Genomic DNA, 15,037 nt, shown 5'->3' with positions numbered 1-15,037 from the left:
CCTCAGGCCGTGACTTCGAGGCCCATGGCCCGGGCGGAGCCGCGGATCATGGCAACGGCCGACTCCACCGAGTCGCAGTTGAGGTCGGGCATCTTCTTCTCGGCGATCTCGCGCAGCTGCGCCTCGGAGATCTTGCCGACGGTCGGGCCCTTGCCGGGGGTCTTCGAGCCGGAGGCCGGCTTCTTGCCGATCTTCAGCCCGGCGGCCTTCTTCAGGAAGAAGGTGACCGGCGGCTGCTTCATCTCGAAGGTGAACGAGCGATCCTGATACGCGGTGATGACCACCGGGATCGGGGTGCCCTTCTCGATCTGCGCGGTCTTCGCGTTGAAGGCCTTGCAGAATTCCATGATGTTGAGGCCGCGCTGACCGAGCGCGGGGCCGATCGGCGGCGACGGGTTCGCCGCGCCGGCCGGGACCTGAAGCTTCACGTAACCCGTGATCTTCTTCGCCATGGGATATCTCCCAAACTGCGTCCGCCGCCGGGCTGCCTAAGCGCGGGCGGGTCGGACGGTTGCAGGTCGCGGTGCGATCCGTGGATCCCGGAGGCGAGGCCGGGCGGATCTCCCGCGGGTGATCGGCAAGCGGCGAATGGCGAACGGCGCGTGGAAGGCCGAAGCCCCCTATTCGCCATTCGCCATTCGCCATTCGCCTCTTACGATCAGGCCTTCTCGACCTGGGCGTATTCGAGCTCCACCGGGGTGGCGCGGCCGAAGATCGACACGGCCACCTTGAGGCGGGAGCGGGCCTCGTCGATCTCCTCGACGGTGCCGTTGAAGCTGGCGAAGGGGCCGTCGGCGACCCGGACGGTCTCGCCGATCTCGAACGAGACGGACGGCTTCGGCCGGTCAACGCCCTCGGCGACCTGGCCCTTGATCCGCTCGGCCTCGGAATCGGGGATCGGCACGGGCTTGGACTTGTCGGCGCCGAGGAAGCCCGTGACCTTCGGGGTGTTCTTGATGAGGTGGTAGACCTCGTCGGTCAGGTCGCACTTCACCAGCACGTAGCCGGGGAAGAACTTGCGCTCGGCGTCGACCTTCCGGCCGCGGCGCACCTCCACGACCTTCTCGATCGGGACCATGACCTCGTCGAACAGCTCGGCCAGCCCGCGCTGGGCCGCCTGGTCCCTGATGGACTGTGCGACCTTGTTCTCGAAGTTCGAGTAGGCGTGGACGATGTACCAGCGCTTCGACACGGTTGCGTTCAACTCCGACAAGTCCGCGAGGTCTCCCTCGTTCAATCGCGCCCCGGCCTCAGAGGCCGAGGATCAGGCCGACCACGAAGCGCAGGGCCTGGTCCACCACGGTGAAGAACAGGCTCGTCACCACCACCATCACGAAGACCATGATCGTGGTGATCGTGGTCTCGCGGCGGCTCGGCCACGTCACCTTGCGCGCTTCGTCGCGGACCTGGGCGAAGAACTCGCCGGGGGTCGCGCGCTTCTGCGGCGCCCGGACCGGCGTCGCCGGACGGGCCGGCGGCGGGTTCGCGGGACCGCGGGCCGCGCCGCGCACCAGATCCACCTTCTTGGTCGCTTCGTTCGATGCCATGGTGCCAGTGTCTGTCGCGTGTTCGGCCCCGGGCAGAGACCGCTCCGGGAACGCGAATGTCGGCGCCGAGGACCCGGATGGGCCCGCACCGACGGTCGCTTCAGATCTCGGATTGGGCCCGCTCTAGCGCAACTCCGGCGGCTTGTCGACCGGGCCGCCGCGCGGGATCGGGCAGGATGTCTGGCAGGAGTGGAGGGACTCGAACCCGCAACCTCCGGTTTTGGAGACCGGCGCTCTGACCAGTTGAGCTACACTCCTAGCGCGTTGCCCAATGCCTCATCGTGGACCGGCTTGCAAGGGGTTCGGCGGCATGGTGGAGGCCGGCGAACCCGGAATCGCATCCCTGCATCCCGGTCACGTGGGGATGCGGCCCCGCGAAGGGCGCGAGACCTCGGTTTCGGCGCCGCGCTGCCGGGCCCGATCGGCCGGAGGCATCCCCGGTTACGGCGAACCGCGCAGCCGCCGGGAATCAGCGGCCGTGATCCGCCCGCTCCGTCGTGTTCAGCGGCCGGACCTGGTGGCCGTCAAAGCAGAACAGCTCGTCGCTGCGGCCATACGGTCCGGTGCGCAGGTAGCGCGTCGCTTCCGCGGCCAGGTCGCGTCGGGCCGGGCTGCCGGACGGCCAGGCGAGGAGCAGGTTGCGCGTCGGTCCGGCCAGCGTGATGCTGTCCGTCTTGAGGGCGGTCCGGATCTCGTCGAGATAGGACGGCACGAGCAGCCGCGCGATGGCGAAGTCGTCGCCGGGATCGGCCATGGCGAACAGGGGCGCACCGTCCCCGAGCACGAGCTCGAACGGCGCATCCGCCGAGGTGGCGGCCAGGTTCGCTACGGCCGTCGTCTCCACCAATGCGGGATCGACCTGCCAGCCCGCGAGCATCTCGCGGGTCACGTACTGATAGCGATTCGGCTCGTCGAGGACGTAGACCACGTGCAGCGTCTCGGAAAACCGACGATGCGCGAGCATCTTGTATTGTTGGAGGATCTCGTTCGGCACGAGCTGCGGGCGCAGGCGCGACCGGATCGCCGCGAAGTCGCCCGTGTCCGGCGCGGGGACGGCCTTCGCGAAGGCGACGCCGAGGAACTCCTCCACCTCCCGACGGCGTTCGGTTTCGGAGAGGCCGTCGACGCGCTGATACAGGTTGGTGAGGTCGATCGTCTTCGTGCCGACGCTGATCTGCGCCGGATCCGCCTCCAGAAGGATTTTCGCCCCCGGCCGGAGGCCCTGGATCAGCACCGCCACCTCCGCGCGGAAGCGTCCGTCGGTCAGCGCATCACCCCAGGCCGCGCCGGCCAGGACCGCCGCTCCCACACAGATCAGGGCCATGAGACACCCGGCCCGGAGAATGGAGCCGACCGACATCCGAGTCTCCCCGAAGACCGCGCGGAGACACGACAAAGCAACGCCGGCGCTCCGTCAAGACGAAGGCCGGCGGGACTCATATCGATCCGGGTCGATATCCACTGGACTCACCCCGGAGTGCTTGCGGCCCGGCGCGCGGTGCGCCGGGCCTCGCGCGCGTTTCAGTCGTTGATGGCGGCGACGACGCCGGCACCGACGGTGCGGCCGCCCTCGCGAATGGCGAAGCGCAGCTTCTCCTCCATGGCCACCGGCACGATCAGCACCACGTCCATGGTCACGTTGTCGCCCGGCATCACCATCTCGGTGCCCTCCGGCAGGGTCACGATCCCGGTCACGTCCGTCGTGCGGAAGTAGAATTGCGGCCGGTAGTTCGTGAAGAACGGCGTGTGCCGCCCGCCCTCTTCCTTGGTCAGGATGTAGGCCTCGGCCTTGAACTTGGCGTGCGGCTTCACCGAACCCGGCTTGCACACGACCTGGCCGCGCTCCACGTCCTCGCGCTTCGTGCCGCGCAGCAGCACGCCGACGTTGTCGCCCGCCTGGCCCTGGTCGAGCAGCTTGCGGAACATCTCCACGCCGGTCACCGTCGTGGTCTGCGTGTCGCGGATGCCGACGATCTCCACCGTCTCGCCGACCTTCACGATCCCGCGCTCGACCCGGCCCGTCACCACCGTGCCGCGCCCCGAGATCGAGAACACGTCCTCGATCGGCATCAGGAACGGCAGGTCGATCGGCCGCTCCGGCTGCGGGATGTAGCTGTCGACGGTGGCCATCAGCGCCAGCACCGCCTCCTTGCCGATCTTGGGCTCCTTGTCCTCCAGCGCCATCAGCGCCGAGCCCTTGGTGATCGGGATGTCGTCGCCCGGGAAGTCGTACTTCGACAGGAGCTCGCGCACCTCGAGCTCGACCAGCTCCAGCAGCTCCTCGTCGTCGACCATGTCGACCTTGTTGAGGAACACCACCAGCGCCGGGACGCCGACCTGGCGGGCCAGCAGGATGTGCTCGCGGGTCTGCGGCATCGGGCCGTCGGCCGCCGACACCACCAGGATCGCGCCGTCCATCTGCGCCGCCCCGGTGATCATGTTCTTCACGTAGTCGGCGTGGCCGGGGCAATCGACGTGGGCGTAGTGCCGGTTGGCCGTCTCGTACTCCACGTGCGCCGTCGAGATCGTGATCCCGCGCGCCTTCTCCTCCGGCGCCTTGTCGATCTGGTCGTAGGCCGTGAACGTCGCCCCGCCCGTCTCGGCCAGGACCTTCGTGATCGCCGCCGTCAAAGACGTCTTGCCGTGATCCACGTGCCCGATCGTGCCGATGTTGCAGTGCGGCTTGGTGCGAGCGAACTTTTCCTTGCCCATGATTCCCATTCCTGCGGCGGGGACCAATCGGAGGCCCCGGATCCTGGTCGGCCGCCCCGAACTCGGACAGGGGCGCAAAACGCGGTCCGCTTAGAGGGTCGGCCGCCGGGGATCAAGCTCCCGCGCGCAGCGGGGCCCTGCGGCCGCTTCCGCTGTCAAGCCGCACCTCCGCGTCTTGAACGTGGAATTATCAGTCTCCGGAAATCGAGCCGGCACTTTCGGGACACAGTGTGGCAGCGGAGGCATAGCGGGATCTGTGCCGCCCAGCTTAACTGCGCTCAACAACGCACAAGCTTGGATCCCGCCACCATGATGAAGAAGCTCCTCCTCGCCAGCGCCGCGACCGCCCTGGTCACGACGGCCGCCTCGGCCGCCGACCTGCCGCGCCGCGCCGCGCCGCCGCCGGTGTTCACCCCCGTGCCGGTCTTCACCTGGACGGGCTTCTACGCCGGTCTCGAGTCGGCCTACACCTTCACCGACCGTGAGCGCATCACCACGGTCGGCGTCCTGCCGGGCAACGCCAACAACGTGGCGCTCGGCCGCCGCCCGCTGCTGACCTCGACCTCGCAGGACGGCATCGCCAACGTCGGTGGCACCGCCGGCTACAACTACCAGTTCACGCCCGGCTCGGGCATCGTGGTCGGTATCGCCAACAGCATCGACTGGACCGACATCACCAAGAACCGGGTGGTGCTCGGCACCGGCAACGTCGCGGGCGGCGCGCCGAACATCAGCCAGTTCCGTCAGAGCCTCGATTGGCTCGGCACCCTCACGGGCCGCGTCGGCTACGCCTTCGATCGCGTCCTGGTCTACGGGATGGGCGGTCTCGCCTACGGCAACGTGTTCCACGACGCCAACTTCTACACCCCGGGCGGGCGCCTGCAGTTCGCCGGCCGCTATGACGACTTCAAGACCGGCTTCGCCTATGGCGGCGGTATCGAGTTCGCGCTGCCGACCGACAGCTTCCTGAACACCTTCGCGATCGGACGCTACCTGGGCATCAAGTACGACGCCATCACCGTGAAGGCCGAGTACCTGCACTACGATCTCGGCAGCCAGAGCGTGCTGGTCGGCGCCATCGCGGGTGTCGGCAACGGCTCCTACATCTCGCGCTTCCGCACGGAGGGCAGCATCGTCCGCGCCGGCTTCAACTACAAGTTTGGCGGCTTCTAGTCCTCTCAACATCCCCCGGGACGCTTGTCCCGGGCGAGCCATGGGGCGCGTGCCGGATCCGGCACGCGCCCTTTTTCATGGCCGGTATCGCGTGACGCCTCAGCTTGCCGATCGATCCTGAGGGCGATCGGCTCCGCAGGTGCGCAGATGCGCCACCAAGCGCTCTGCCCCGGACGCCGGGGCGCCCACGTTGAGAATCCTCAGGTCGGCCTCGACAGGGACCTCGCGGGCGAGCCGCGCGGCGAGGTCGCCGTCCTCGGCCCGGCCCCGGGCGGCGAGGCGCTGCATCAGGATCTCGGGGGGCGCCGTGATCTCGACGACGCTCACGCGCGGGCCGGCGGCGCGGGCCTGTGCCACGACGCGGCGGGAGACGTTGCAGACCACCGCGTGCCCCGCCGCCACGAGACGGCCGGCCTCCGCCGGGATGGCGTAGCCGAGGCCGTGGGCGCGCCAATGCAGGGTGAAGCAGCCCTCGGCACAGCCCTCCGCGAAGGCGGTCGCGTCGATCTCATCGTTGTCCTCGTCCGGCGAGGGCGGTCGCGTCACGAGGCGGCGCGGGAAGACGTAGCGGGGATCCCCCGCGAGCGCCGCCCGCGCCAGCCGGATCAGCGTGTCCTTGCCGGCCCCGCTCGGGCCGACCACCAGGACCAGGCACCCCGCCATCAGGCGACCCGCCGGCCGGCGCGCCAGACCTCGCGGACCACCGGCACACCCTCGGCCCGCTGCACCCGGACGAGGTCGGCCCGCAGGCCCGGCGCCAGGGCGCCGCGGTCGGTCAGGCCGGTGGCGCGGGCCGGGTTCGCCGTCACCGTGGCGAGCGCCTCCGGCAGGGTGATCGCCGGCACCCGCTCGGGCAGCAGGAAGGCCGCCATGAGCAGGCTCGCCGGTACGTAATCCGACGACAGGATGTCGAGATGCCCGGCCTCGGCCAGCGTCTGGGCGGCGACGTTCCCGGAATGCGAGCCGCCGCGGATCAGGTTCGGCGCGCCCATCATCACGGTGAGGCCCCGGCGGTGGGCGGCCTGCGCCGCCTCCAGGGTGGTGGGGAATTCGGCGAGCCGCACCCCCTCGCCGACCGCGAGATCGACATCGGCCAGGGTGGTGTCGTCGTGGCTCGCCAGGGGGATGCCCATCTCCCGCGCGTAATGGACCAGGGCCGGGCGGTTGCTGGCATTGAGGGCCTGGCCGTCCCGGATCTTGCGCTCGGTGTTGGCTCGAATCTCGTCGATCGGGCGGCCGCCCCGGGTCGCGTAGGTGAAGTACTTCTCCATGTCGCGGAACTGCCGCTGGCCCGGGGTGTGGTCCATCAGCGAGATCAGGCCCACGGGATGGTGGGCGCTGAAGGCCGCCACCGAGTCGAGCACGTCGGACGAGGGCAGCTCGCAGCGCAGATGCGTGAAGTGCTCGGCCCGGAACAGGCCCTGGGCGCGCGCGGTGGCGATCGCGGCCCCCAGTTGCTCCAGCTCCGAGCCGAGGCCGCTGCCATCCGGATCGCTGCCCGCGCGCAGGGAATCGAACACCGTGGTGATGCCCGAAGCGGCGATCTGCGAATCGTAGGCCAGCACCGCCCCGAGCGGGTGCCAGCGCACCTTCGGCCGGGGGGCGTAGTGGCTCTCGAGGTGGTCGGTATGCAGCTCGATCAGCCCCGGGATCAGGTAGTCGCCCCCGAGGTCGAGGCCGCGGGCTCCCGCGCGTCCCTCGCCGATCTCCGCGATGGCCCCGTCGATGACGGCGAGCCAGCCGTGCTGAATCCGGTCCGGCAGGACCAGGGTCGCGTTCTCGATGATCAGGTCGTCCATCGTATCGGTCCTCAGGCTGCCCGGGCTGGCGGCGCGAAGCGGGTGACGTCGACCACCCGGGTCGCCACAGCATCGCGCATCTCGCTGTCGTGGAAGATGCCGAGCACGCCGGCCCCGCCCTTCAGCTTTTCGCGCACCAGCTCGGCCACCACGGCGCGGTTCTGCGCGTCGAGGGAGGCGGTCGGCTCGTCCAGCAGCAGCAGCGGCCGGTCGGCGATCAGGCCCCGGGCGATGTTGACCCGCTGCTGCTCGCCCCCCGAGAAGGTCGCGGGCGGCAGGCCCCAGAGCCGTTCGGGCAGGTTGAGCCGGGCGAGCAGATCCTTGGCCCGGGCCTGTGCCGCCGCCGCGTCGAGCCCGCCCTCGCGGCCGGCGGCCTCGACCACGTCGAGGGCCGGGACCCGGGGGATCACCCGCAGGAACTGCGACACGTAGGCGATGACCCGGGCCCGCAGGGACAGCATCACCCGCGGGTCGGCCCGGACCACATCGATCACGGCGTCGCCGTCCCGGATCCGGATCGCGCCCGCGTCGCAGCGGTAATTGCCGTAGGCCATCTTGAGCAGCGAGGACTTGCCCGCCCCCGAGGGGCCGCCGAGCACCACGCACTCGCCGGGCTCGACCGCGAGGCTGACATCGCCCACCACCGGCAGCACGACGCCGCCGCGCAGGTGCAGGGTGAAGCTCTTGGCGACGTCCTGGAAGGTCAGAAGCGCGGTCATGCGGCGAGCACCGAGGAAACGAGGAGCTGGGTGTAGGCCTGCGCGGGATCGTCGAGCACCTGGTCGGTCAGCCCGGTCTCGATGACCCGGCCGGCGCGCATGACCACGATCCGGTGCGACAGGAGCCGCGCCACCGCGAGGTCGTGGGTGACGATGATCACGGCGAGCCCGAGCTCCGCCGAGAGCCGGCGGATCAGGTCGAGGAGCCGGGCCTGGACCGAGACGTCGAGCCCCGAGGTCGGCTCGTCCATCAGCACCAGCCGGGGGCCGGTGACGAGGTTGCGGGCGATCTGGAGCCGCTGGCGCATGCCGCCGGAGAACCGCGTCGGCGGGTCGTCGATCCGGTCGGCGGCGATCTCGACCCGGCCGAGCCAGTCGAGCGCCTGGGCGCGGATCCGGCCGTAATGGCGCTCGCCCATCCCCATCAGCCGCTCGCCGACATTGCCGCCGGCCGAGACCGCCATGCGCAGGCCCTGGGCCGCGTCCTGGCGGACGAAACCCCACTCGGTGCGCATCAGCGCCCGACGCCCGGCCTCGCTCAGGCCGGCGAGGTCGCGCAGGCCGCCGTCGCGCATCCGGTAGGAGACCGTCCCGGCATCCGGGGCGAGTTCGGTGGCGATGAGGGAGAGCAGCGTCGACTTGCCCGAGCCGGATTCGCCGACGACCGCCAGCACCTCGCCGGGCACCAGGTCGAACGACACGTCGGCGCAGGCGAGGCGGGCGCCGTAGCGCTTGGTCAGGCCGCGGACCTGAAGCAGGGGCTCGCTCATCGGGTCACCTCTGCGACGTCCGGCACGAAGGGGGGATCCAGGCGGAAGCTGTAGCCGTAGCGCTCGAAGCCGAGGCCCTCGTAGAAGGCGTGCGCCGGCTTGGCGTCGACATTCGACGACAGGGCGAGCTTGTAGCAGCCCCGGGCCTGGGCGAGGCGGAACGCGTGCCCCATCATTGCCCGGCCGAGGCCGCCGCCGCGATGCCCGGACGCGACCACGACGCTCTCGACGAGGCCCGAGGGCGTGCCCCAATGGGCGATGTTGTCGAGGACGATGAGGCAGAAGGTGCCGACGACCGCGCCGTCGACCTCGGCCACGTAGAGCCCGTAATCGGGATAGGCGGTCTCGAGCCGATCGAGGAGCGCTTCCGCCTGCGCCAGGGTCGCCACCCGCCCGCCGCTCAGCTCGGCGTAGAGGTCGAGGATGGCGGGGAGGTCGGGCTGCCCGGCCCGGCGGACCGTGAGGCCGGTCATGCCGCGTCCCCCGTGCCGACATGGCCGTCGGCGCGGCGGCCCTCGCAATGGTCGGTGTCCGAGCAGACGAACATCCGCCGGCCGGCATCGTCGAGCAGCACCTCGTCGAGATAGACGCCCTCGGCTCCGCACAGGGCGCAGGGCTGGTCGAACTGCTGCACCCGGAACGGATGGTCCTCGAAGTCGAGGCTGCGGACGCGGGTGTAGGGCGGCACCGCGTAGATGCGCCGCTCGCGGCCCGCGCCGAACAGCTGGAGGGCCGGACAATCGTCCATCTTGGGGTTGTCGAATTTCGGCGTCGGAGACGGGTCCATCACGTAGCGGCCGGCCACCTCCACCGGGTAGGCGTAGGTGGTGGCGATGTGCCCGTGGCGGCTGATATCCTCGTAGAGCTTGACGTGCATGGCCCCGTACTCGGCGAGCGCGTGGAGCTGGCGGGTCTCGGTCTCGCGCGGCTCCAGGAAGCGCAGGGGCTCGGGGATCGGCACCTGATAGACCAGGGTCTGCCCCTCCGAGAGCGGCGTCTCGGGGATGCGGTGGCGGGTCTGGATGATCGTCGCCTCGGCGGTCCGGGTCGTCGTCGCGACCCCGGAGGTCTTGGCGAAGAAGCGGCGGATCGAGACCGCGTTGGTGGTGTCGTCGGCGCCCTGGTCGATGACCTTGAGCACGTCCGCCCGACCGAGGATCGCCGCCGTGACCTGCACGCCGCCGGTGCCCCAGCCGTAGGGCATCGGCATCTCCCGGGAGGCGAACGGCACCTGGTAGCCCGGCACCGCGATCGCCTTGAGGATCGCCCGGCGGATCATCCGCTTCGTGCCCTCGTCGAGATAGGCGAAGTTGTAGCCGGATTGCGGCGCGAACGGCTCCACGCCACCCCCTCCCCCCTCTGCGGGGGAGGGTGGCCCCTGCGTCAGCAGGGGTCGGGCCGGGACGAAGTCCCGCAAGAGGGGAGCAACGGTGCAGGACAAGGCACCGCCTTCATGAAGGCTTCCGCCCCTTCCGGAAACCGGGTTCCCCTCTCCCGACCCCCTTCGGGGGCCACCCTCCCCGGCAGAGGGGGGAGAGAGGACCGTGTCTGTCGCGCTCATTCCGCGGCCTCCTGCATCTCGACGGGTTCGGATTTCCGCTCGAACTCGGCGCGTAGCCGGCGAACCAGTTCCAGCTCGGCCTGGAAGTCGACGTAGTGCGGCAGCTTCAGGTGCTCGACGAAGCCGGTCGCCTGGAGGCTGTCGCAATGGGCGAGCACGAATTCCTGGTCCTGGGCCGGGCTCGCCACCGGCTCGCCGAGTTCCTCCGCCCGCAGGGCTCGGTCGACCAGGGCCATCGCCATGGCCTTGCGCTCGCTCTGGCCGAAGGCGAGCCCGTAGCCGCGGGTGAACTGGGGCGGCGCCGCCCCCGAACCCTTGAACTGGTTGACCATCTGGCATTCGGTGAGCCGGACCCGGCCGAGCGGCACCGGGAAGCCCAGCTCCTCGGGGACGAAGTCCACCGCGACTTCGCCGACCCGGATCTCGCCCACGAACGGGTGGGTGCGGCCGTAGCCGCGCTGGGTCGAATAGGCGAGGCCGAGCACGAAGCCCTCGTCGCCCCGGGCCAGGGCCTGGAGCCGCAGGGCCCGGTCGGCGGGGTAATCCACCGGCTCCCGGGTGAGGTCGCCCGGGGGCGTGCCGTCATCCGGGGGGGCGGCCTCGATCAGCCCGTCCCGGGCCAGCAGATCGGTGACCCGCGGGCAGTGCCCGGCATCGTCGCGCGGCTCGGCCTCGGCGGCGGCCTGGACCTCGCCCTCGGCGGCCAGCGCAAAGTCGATCAGCCGGTGGGTGTAGTCGAAGGTCGGCCCGAGCACCTGCCCGCCGGGCAGATCCTTGAAGGTGGCCGAGACCCGGCGTTCCACCGCCATGACGCCGGTATCGACCGGCACCGAGGCGCCGAAGCGCGGCAGGGTCGTCCGGTAGGCGCGGACCAGGAACACCGCCTCGACCACGTCGCCCCGGGCCTGCTTGAGGGCCAGAGCCGCGAGGTCGGGGTCGTAGAGCGAGCCCTCGGTCATCACCCGGTCGACCAGCAGGGCCATCTGCGCGCGGATCTGCGCCACGGACAGCTCCGGCACCGCGGGGTCGCCGCGGCGGGCCTCGGCCAGGAGCCGGTGGGCGTTGTCGATGGCGGCCTCGCCGCCCTTCACGGCCACGTACATGGCTAATTCTCCGTGACGGCGGTGGAGCGCGGCAGGCCGACGACCCGGCCGGGGGCGGTGAGGATCAGGTCGACGCCCAGGGGGAAGTCGGCGCGGTTCTCCGCGCACTGGGCGACGAAGCCCTCCGGCAGGGGCGCCAGCGCCACGCGGGCGGTGCCGCGGATGCCGGGGCCGGCGAGGCACAGCCCCGCCCCCTCGGTGATCGCGTCGAGGGCGAGCACCAGGGTGGTGGCGGTGTCGGGATAGGCCGGCGTGCCGGACGCGAAGGTGCCGAGCGGCGGGCAGCGGGCCGGATCGCCGATCAGCGCGAAGGCGGCCCCGGCCGGATCGTCGGTGAGGGGCGCCCCGGTGTGGAAGCGCAGATACGCGGCGACCTCGGGGGCCGCCGCCAGGCCGGCATCGAGCCAGACCGGCGTGTCGGCATCGGTGAGCGCCAGCGCCACGGCGGCGAGTTCCGGGGTCAGCGGCGCCGGGGGCTCGAGGCCGGCTCGGAGCGGCCGGGGCCGCCCCGGCCGGGCGAGGGCATCCATCACCGCGCGGAACGTGTCCTGCGCATCGTGGACCGGATCGGCGAAACCGGGTGCGAGCATGCTCAGTCCTCCCCGCGGGCGACGGTCAGGAATTCGACGCGGGTGGCGGCGGTGCGCCGTGCCGCCTGCCGGCGCGCCGCCTCGGTCCGGGCGGCCGCGCCGGCGAGGGCCGCCTCGACCCCGGCGCGCCGTGCCGAATCCTGCCAGAGGGCGTCGAGGATCGCGGCCAGCCGCGCCTTCGTGCGGTCGCGACCGAGATGGTAGGCGAAGCCGGTACTGCCATCCGGGAGACGGATCGCCGCCCGGGTCACGCTGACCTCACCGAAATGGAACGGCCGCCCGTCGCCGCCGATCCGGCCCTCGGCCATCACCAGCCCGGTTTCCGGGGGGCGCAGATCCTCGGCCGCCGGGGCGCCGAGGCGCGCGACGGCGGCTTCGAGCTCACTCCGGCCGGCTTCGGCGCAGAGCGCCATCATCGCCCGCCGGGCTTCGATCCCGGGACCATTCTGCGGTCCCGTCGGGTTCGGGGTCATCGCGAATCCCTCCGTCGCGTCGTTGTATAGATATATAGACAACTGGCGCCCCGGGCACAAATGAAGTTTGGATGACAGGATGGACGCACAGGAGCAGGCGCCCGGCCTCGTCCGGGGCGAGGGACTGGCGGCGTGGCGGCAGATCGCCGACGCCCTCACGGCCGAGATCGCCGCGGGATCCCACGCACCCGGGCAGCAGCTCCCCACCGAGGCGGCGCTGGCGGCGCGGTTCTCGGTGAACCGCCACACGGTGCGCCGGGCCCTCGCCGCCCTGGCCGAGGGCGGCCTGGTGCGGGCCAGCCAGGGCCGGGGCACCTTCGTCGAGGACGCCCCGCTGGCCTACCCGATCGGGCCGCGCACCCGCTTCTCCGAGATCGTCGCCGGGGCCGGCCGCGAAGCCTGGGGCGACTTGATCGCCTCGGGCACCCGCCCGGCCGGCTCCGAGCAGGCGGCGGCGCTGGCGCTCCCCCCCGGCGCGCCGGTGCTGGAACTGCTGACGGTCCACCGGGCGGACGACACCCCGCTGTCGACGGCGCTGACCTGGCTGCCGCTGCCGCGCTTTTCGGGCTTCGCCGAGGCCTATGCCGAGCGCGGCTCGATCACCCGGGCGCTGGCGGCCTGCGGCGTCCACGACTACACCCGGCTCTCGACGCGCATCCGCGCCCGCCCGGCCGATGCCCAGGAGGCGGGGCGCCTCGACATCGCCCCCGGGCGGGTTGTGATGGTCGTCTCGAGCGTCAACATCGATCAGGCGGGCGTGCCGATCCAGGCGAACCGCACCCTGTTCGCCGCCGACCGGGTGGAGCTGGTGATCGGCACGTGAGGCCGGTCAGCGCGCTGCCGGCCCGATCAGCGCCCGGCGCAGGCGGGTCGAGACCCCGTCGATCGCCGCCACGGTGACGAGGATCATCAACACCAGGAAAGCGACCTGCCTCAGTTCCAGCACGCGGATCAGCTCGGTGAGATATTGGCCGATACCGCCGGCGCCGACGATTCCGATGATCGTGGCCGAGCGGGTGTTCGATTCGAAGAAGTACAGCACCTGGCTCGCCAGCACCGGCAGCACGGCGGGGATCAGGCCGAACCGGATCCGGTGCAGGGCCGAGCCGCCCGAGGCGACGACGCCCTCGCCGGGCCGGCGGTCGCAGGTCTCGATCGCCTCGGAGAACAGCTTGCCGAACGCGCCGAAATCCGAGCACGCGATGGCCAGCGCCCCCGCGAAGGGGCCGAGCCCGACGACGTTGATCCAGATCAGCGCCCAGATCAGCACGTCCACCGAGCGCATGACGTCGAGGCCGCGGCGGACGGCGAAGCGCGCGAACGGGTTGGGGACGACGTTCCGGGCGGCCAGGAACGCCACCGGGAAGGCCAGGATCGCCGCCGTCAGCGTGCCGAGGAAGGCGATGCCCAGGGTCTCGCCCAGCGCGTGCAGGAAGGTCCAGAACTGGCCCTCCGGGGACGGCGGCAGCATCAGCACCGCGAAGGTGCCGAGCCGCCCAAGCCCGTGGAGGATCCGCGCCACCGAGAAATCGAGGCGCCAATAGCCGAACGCCGCCAATCCGAGGAGGAGGCCGATCACCCCGGCCAGGCGTGCCCGCGCCGCCCAGTCGATGCGGAACTGCGCCGGGTAGCGGGCCCGCAGCCGGGCGAGGTCGGCCCGGGCGGTCGCCCGCAGGGTCTCGGACCGCGCGCTCATCGTGCGTGCTCCGGGCCGATCAACCGATGGCGGACCCGCTCGGTGGCGAGGTCGATGCAGAACACGGTGAGGATGATCAGCACGAGGATGGCGCTGACATCCGCGTAGTAGAAGTTGCGGATCGCCACCAGGAATTCCTGGCCGATGCCGCCGGCGCCGACGAAGCCCATCACCCCCGCCCCGCGCACGTTGATCTCGAACCGCAGCAGCGCGTAGGAGGCGAAATTCGACAGCACCTGGGGCAGCACCGCGAAGCGCACGGTCTCGATCCACGTGGCGCCCGAGGCCGACAGGCCCTCGACGGGACGCATGTCGATGTTCTCGACCACCTCGGAGAACAGCTTGCCGAGCGCCCCCGTGGTGTGGATGGCGATGGCCAGCACGCCGACCATCGGCCCGAGGCCGAAGGCGATCACGAAGAGCAGCGCGAACACCACCTCGGGAACGGTGCGGCAGACCTCCAGGAAGCGCTTGGCGGCGATGCGCAGCAGGCGCGACCGCGCGAGGTTGGCGGCCGCCAGGAAGCTCAGGGCGAAGCCCGCGAGCCCGCCGAGCAGCGTGCCCAGATAGGCCATCAGCAGGGTCTCGCCCAGCAAGCCAAGCCAGTTCGGCAGGCCCCAGTACCAGGCGCGGACGTCCTCGATCGGATGGTCGAGGCCGATCGGCGGCAGGATCTCTCGGATATACGCGGTGAACTTGCCGATGTTCTCGATGAAGACCAGCGGCCGCACCTCGGCGGCGAACCCGGCGAGCAGCGCCAGCACCGCGACGATCGCGAAGCCCGCCAGCGTACGGCGGCGCGCGGCCCGGGTCGCCGCCGCGTAGAGGCCGGAGAGGGCGGCTTCCCGCTCCGGCGGCAGGGGTGTCGGGCCGTGCGAGGTCGGCATGCCCGGA

Annotated in this window: 18 protein-coding genes and 1 tRNA gene; 2 read left to right on the top strand and 17 right to left on the bottom strand. The window is 71.2% G+C overall.

What is annotated here, in order from left to right; translation table 11 throughout:
* Nucleotides 1-2: 2 nt before the first annotated feature.
* The 6 genes from rplK to tuf all read right to left on the bottom strand — a co-directional run bounded on the left by rplK (nucleotide 3) and on the right by tuf (nucleotide 4,259).
* Nucleotides 3-452 carry a 50S ribosomal protein L11 gene (gene rplK, locus AC3IF1_RS06635; protein ID WP_243969862.1) on the bottom strand — a complete coding sequence of 150 codons (450 nt, stop codon included), beginning with the start codon at nucleotides 450-452 and terminating at the stop codon, nucleotides 3-5.
* 206 nt (nucleotides 453-658) lie between these two features.
* Nucleotides 659-1,192 carry a transcription termination/antitermination protein NusG gene (gene nusG, locus AC3IF1_RS06630; RefSeq protein WP_243969957.1) on the bottom strand — a complete coding sequence of 178 codons (534 nt, stop codon included), beginning with the start codon at nucleotides 1,190-1,192 and terminating at the stop codon, nucleotides 659-661.
* Between the two features lie 58 nt (nucleotides 1,193-1,250).
* On the bottom strand, nucleotides 1,251-1,547 hold the full coding sequence (gene secE / locus AC3IF1_RS06625; RefSeq protein ID WP_243969861.1) for a preprotein translocase subunit SecE: 297 nt from the start codon (nucleotides 1,545-1,547) through the stop codon (nucleotides 1,251-1,253).
* Nucleotides 1,548-1,728: 181 nt separating this feature from the next.
* Nucleotides 1,729-1,805 (bottom strand) — tRNA-Trp (locus tag AC3IF1_RS06620).
* Between the two features lie 211 nt (nucleotides 1,806-2,016).
* The gene (locus AC3IF1_RS06615; protein WP_489216693.1) at nucleotides 2,017-2,871 is read right to left on the bottom strand and encodes a DUF1444 domain-containing protein; all 855 of its coding nucleotides are present in this window, start codon (nucleotides 2,869-2,871) and stop codon (nucleotides 2,017-2,019) included.
* A 197-nt stretch (nucleotides 2,872-3,068) separates the two neighbouring features.
* Nucleotides 3,069-4,259 carry an elongation factor Tu gene (tuf, locus tag AC3IF1_RS06610; protein ID WP_489216691.1) on the bottom strand — a complete coding sequence of 397 codons (1,191 nt, stop codon included), beginning with the start codon at nucleotides 4,257-4,259 and terminating at the stop codon, nucleotides 3,069-3,071.
* Between the two features lie 309 nt (nucleotides 4,260-4,568).
* Here tuf and AC3IF1_RS06605 point away from each other — a divergent pair, with 309 nt between their 5' ends.
* Nucleotides 4,569-5,432, top strand: a complete 864-nt coding sequence (locus AC3IF1_RS06605) for an outer membrane protein (RefSeq protein ID WP_243964800.1) — start codon at nucleotides 4,569-4,571, stop codon at nucleotides 5,430-5,432.
* A 99-nt stretch (nucleotides 5,433-5,531) separates the two neighbouring features.
* On the opposite strand, the gene phnN is transcribed toward AC3IF1_RS06605, so the two are convergent.
* The 9 genes from phnN to phnG all read right to left on the bottom strand — a co-directional run bounded on the left by phnN (nucleotide 5,532) and on the right by phnG (nucleotide 12,447).
* The gene (gene phnN / locus AC3IF1_RS06600) at nucleotides 5,532-6,095 is read right to left on the bottom strand and encodes a phosphonate metabolism protein/1,5-bisphosphokinase (PRPP-forming) PhnN (protein ID WP_243964799.1); all 564 of its coding nucleotides are present in this window, start codon (nucleotides 6,093-6,095) and stop codon (nucleotides 5,532-5,534) included.
* On the bottom strand, nucleotides 6,095-7,231 hold the full coding sequence (locus AC3IF1_RS06595) for an alpha-D-ribose 1-methylphosphonate 5-triphosphate diphosphatase (protein WP_243964798.1): 1,137 nt from the start codon (nucleotides 7,229-7,231) through the stop codon (nucleotides 6,095-6,097). The genes phnN and AC3IF1_RS06595 overlap by 1 nt, the downstream gene beginning before the upstream one ends.
* An 11-nt stretch (nucleotides 7,232-7,242) precedes the next feature.
* The gene (phnL, locus tag AC3IF1_RS06590; protein ID WP_489216688.1) at nucleotides 7,243-7,950 is read right to left on the bottom strand and encodes a phosphonate C-P lyase system protein PhnL; all 708 of its coding nucleotides are present in this window, start codon (nucleotides 7,948-7,950) and stop codon (nucleotides 7,243-7,245) included.
* Entirely contained in the window at nucleotides 7,947-8,720 is a 774-nt protein-coding gene (gene phnK / locus AC3IF1_RS06585) for a phosphonate C-P lyase system protein PhnK (protein ID WP_489216687.1), read from the bottom strand. Before phnK ends, phnL begins: the two co-directional genes overlap by 4 nt.
* A complete protein-coding gene (locus tag AC3IF1_RS06580; protein ID WP_489216685.1) occupies nucleotides 8,717-9,193 on the bottom strand; it encodes a GNAT family N-acetyltransferase in 477 nt (158 codons plus the stop codon). Before AC3IF1_RS06580 ends, phnK begins: the two co-directional genes overlap by 4 nt.
* Nucleotides 9,190-9,999, bottom strand: a complete 810-nt coding sequence (locus AC3IF1_RS06575; protein ID WP_489220335.1) for an alpha-D-ribose 1-methylphosphonate 5-phosphate C-P-lyase PhnJ — start codon at nucleotides 9,997-9,999, stop codon at nucleotides 9,190-9,192. Before AC3IF1_RS06575 ends, AC3IF1_RS06580 begins: the two co-directional genes overlap by 4 nt.
* A 278-nt stretch (nucleotides 10,000-10,277) precedes the next feature.
* Nucleotides 10,278-11,384 carry a carbon-phosphorus lyase complex subunit gene (locus AC3IF1_RS06570; RefSeq protein ID WP_243964794.1) on the bottom strand — a complete coding sequence of 369 codons (1,107 nt, stop codon included), beginning with the start codon at nucleotides 11,382-11,384 and terminating at the stop codon, nucleotides 10,278-10,280.
* Between the two features lie 2 nt (nucleotides 11,385-11,386).
* The gene (phnH, locus tag AC3IF1_RS06565; protein ID WP_489216683.1) at nucleotides 11,387-11,974 is read right to left on the bottom strand and encodes a phosphonate C-P lyase system protein PhnH; all 588 of its coding nucleotides are present in this window, start codon (nucleotides 11,972-11,974) and stop codon (nucleotides 11,387-11,389) included.
* Nucleotides 11,975-11,976: 2 nt separating this feature from the next.
* On the bottom strand, nucleotides 11,977-12,447 hold the full coding sequence (gene phnG, locus AC3IF1_RS06560; protein ID WP_243964791.1) for a phosphonate C-P lyase system protein PhnG: 471 nt from the start codon (nucleotides 12,445-12,447) through the stop codon (nucleotides 11,977-11,979).
* Between the two features lie 79 nt (nucleotides 12,448-12,526).
* Between phnG and phnF the strand changes: the two genes are divergently transcribed.
* Nucleotides 12,527-13,270 (top strand): phosphonate metabolism transcriptional regulator PhnF, encoded by a 744-nt coding sequence (phnF, locus tag AC3IF1_RS06555; RefSeq protein WP_489216681.1) that lies wholly within the window; start codon nucleotides 12,527-12,529, stop codon nucleotides 13,268-13,270.
* 6 nt (nucleotides 13,271-13,276) lie between these two features.
* Here phnF and phnE (AC3IF1_RS06550) read toward each other — a convergent pair whose 3' ends face one another.
* Together phnE (AC3IF1_RS06550) and phnE (AC3IF1_RS06545) are read right to left on the bottom strand one after the other, a co-directional pair.
* The gene (gene phnE, locus AC3IF1_RS06550; RefSeq protein ID WP_489216679.1) at nucleotides 13,277-14,143 is read right to left on the bottom strand and encodes a phosphonate ABC transporter, permease protein PhnE; all 867 of its coding nucleotides are present in this window, start codon (nucleotides 14,141-14,143) and stop codon (nucleotides 13,277-13,279) included.
* Entirely contained in the window at nucleotides 14,140-15,030 is an 891-nt protein-coding gene (gene phnE / locus AC3IF1_RS06545) for a phosphonate ABC transporter, permease protein PhnE (RefSeq protein WP_489216677.1), read from the bottom strand. The genes phnE (AC3IF1_RS06550) and phnE (AC3IF1_RS06545) overlap by 4 nt, the downstream gene beginning before the upstream one ends.
* Nucleotides 15,031-15,037 lie beyond the last annotated feature (7 nt).

Source organism: Methylobacterium sp. E-012 (assembly GCF_057836545.1).
Note: the sequence above shows the minus strand (reverse complement) of the source record. Positions and strands in the feature narration are given on the sequence as shown.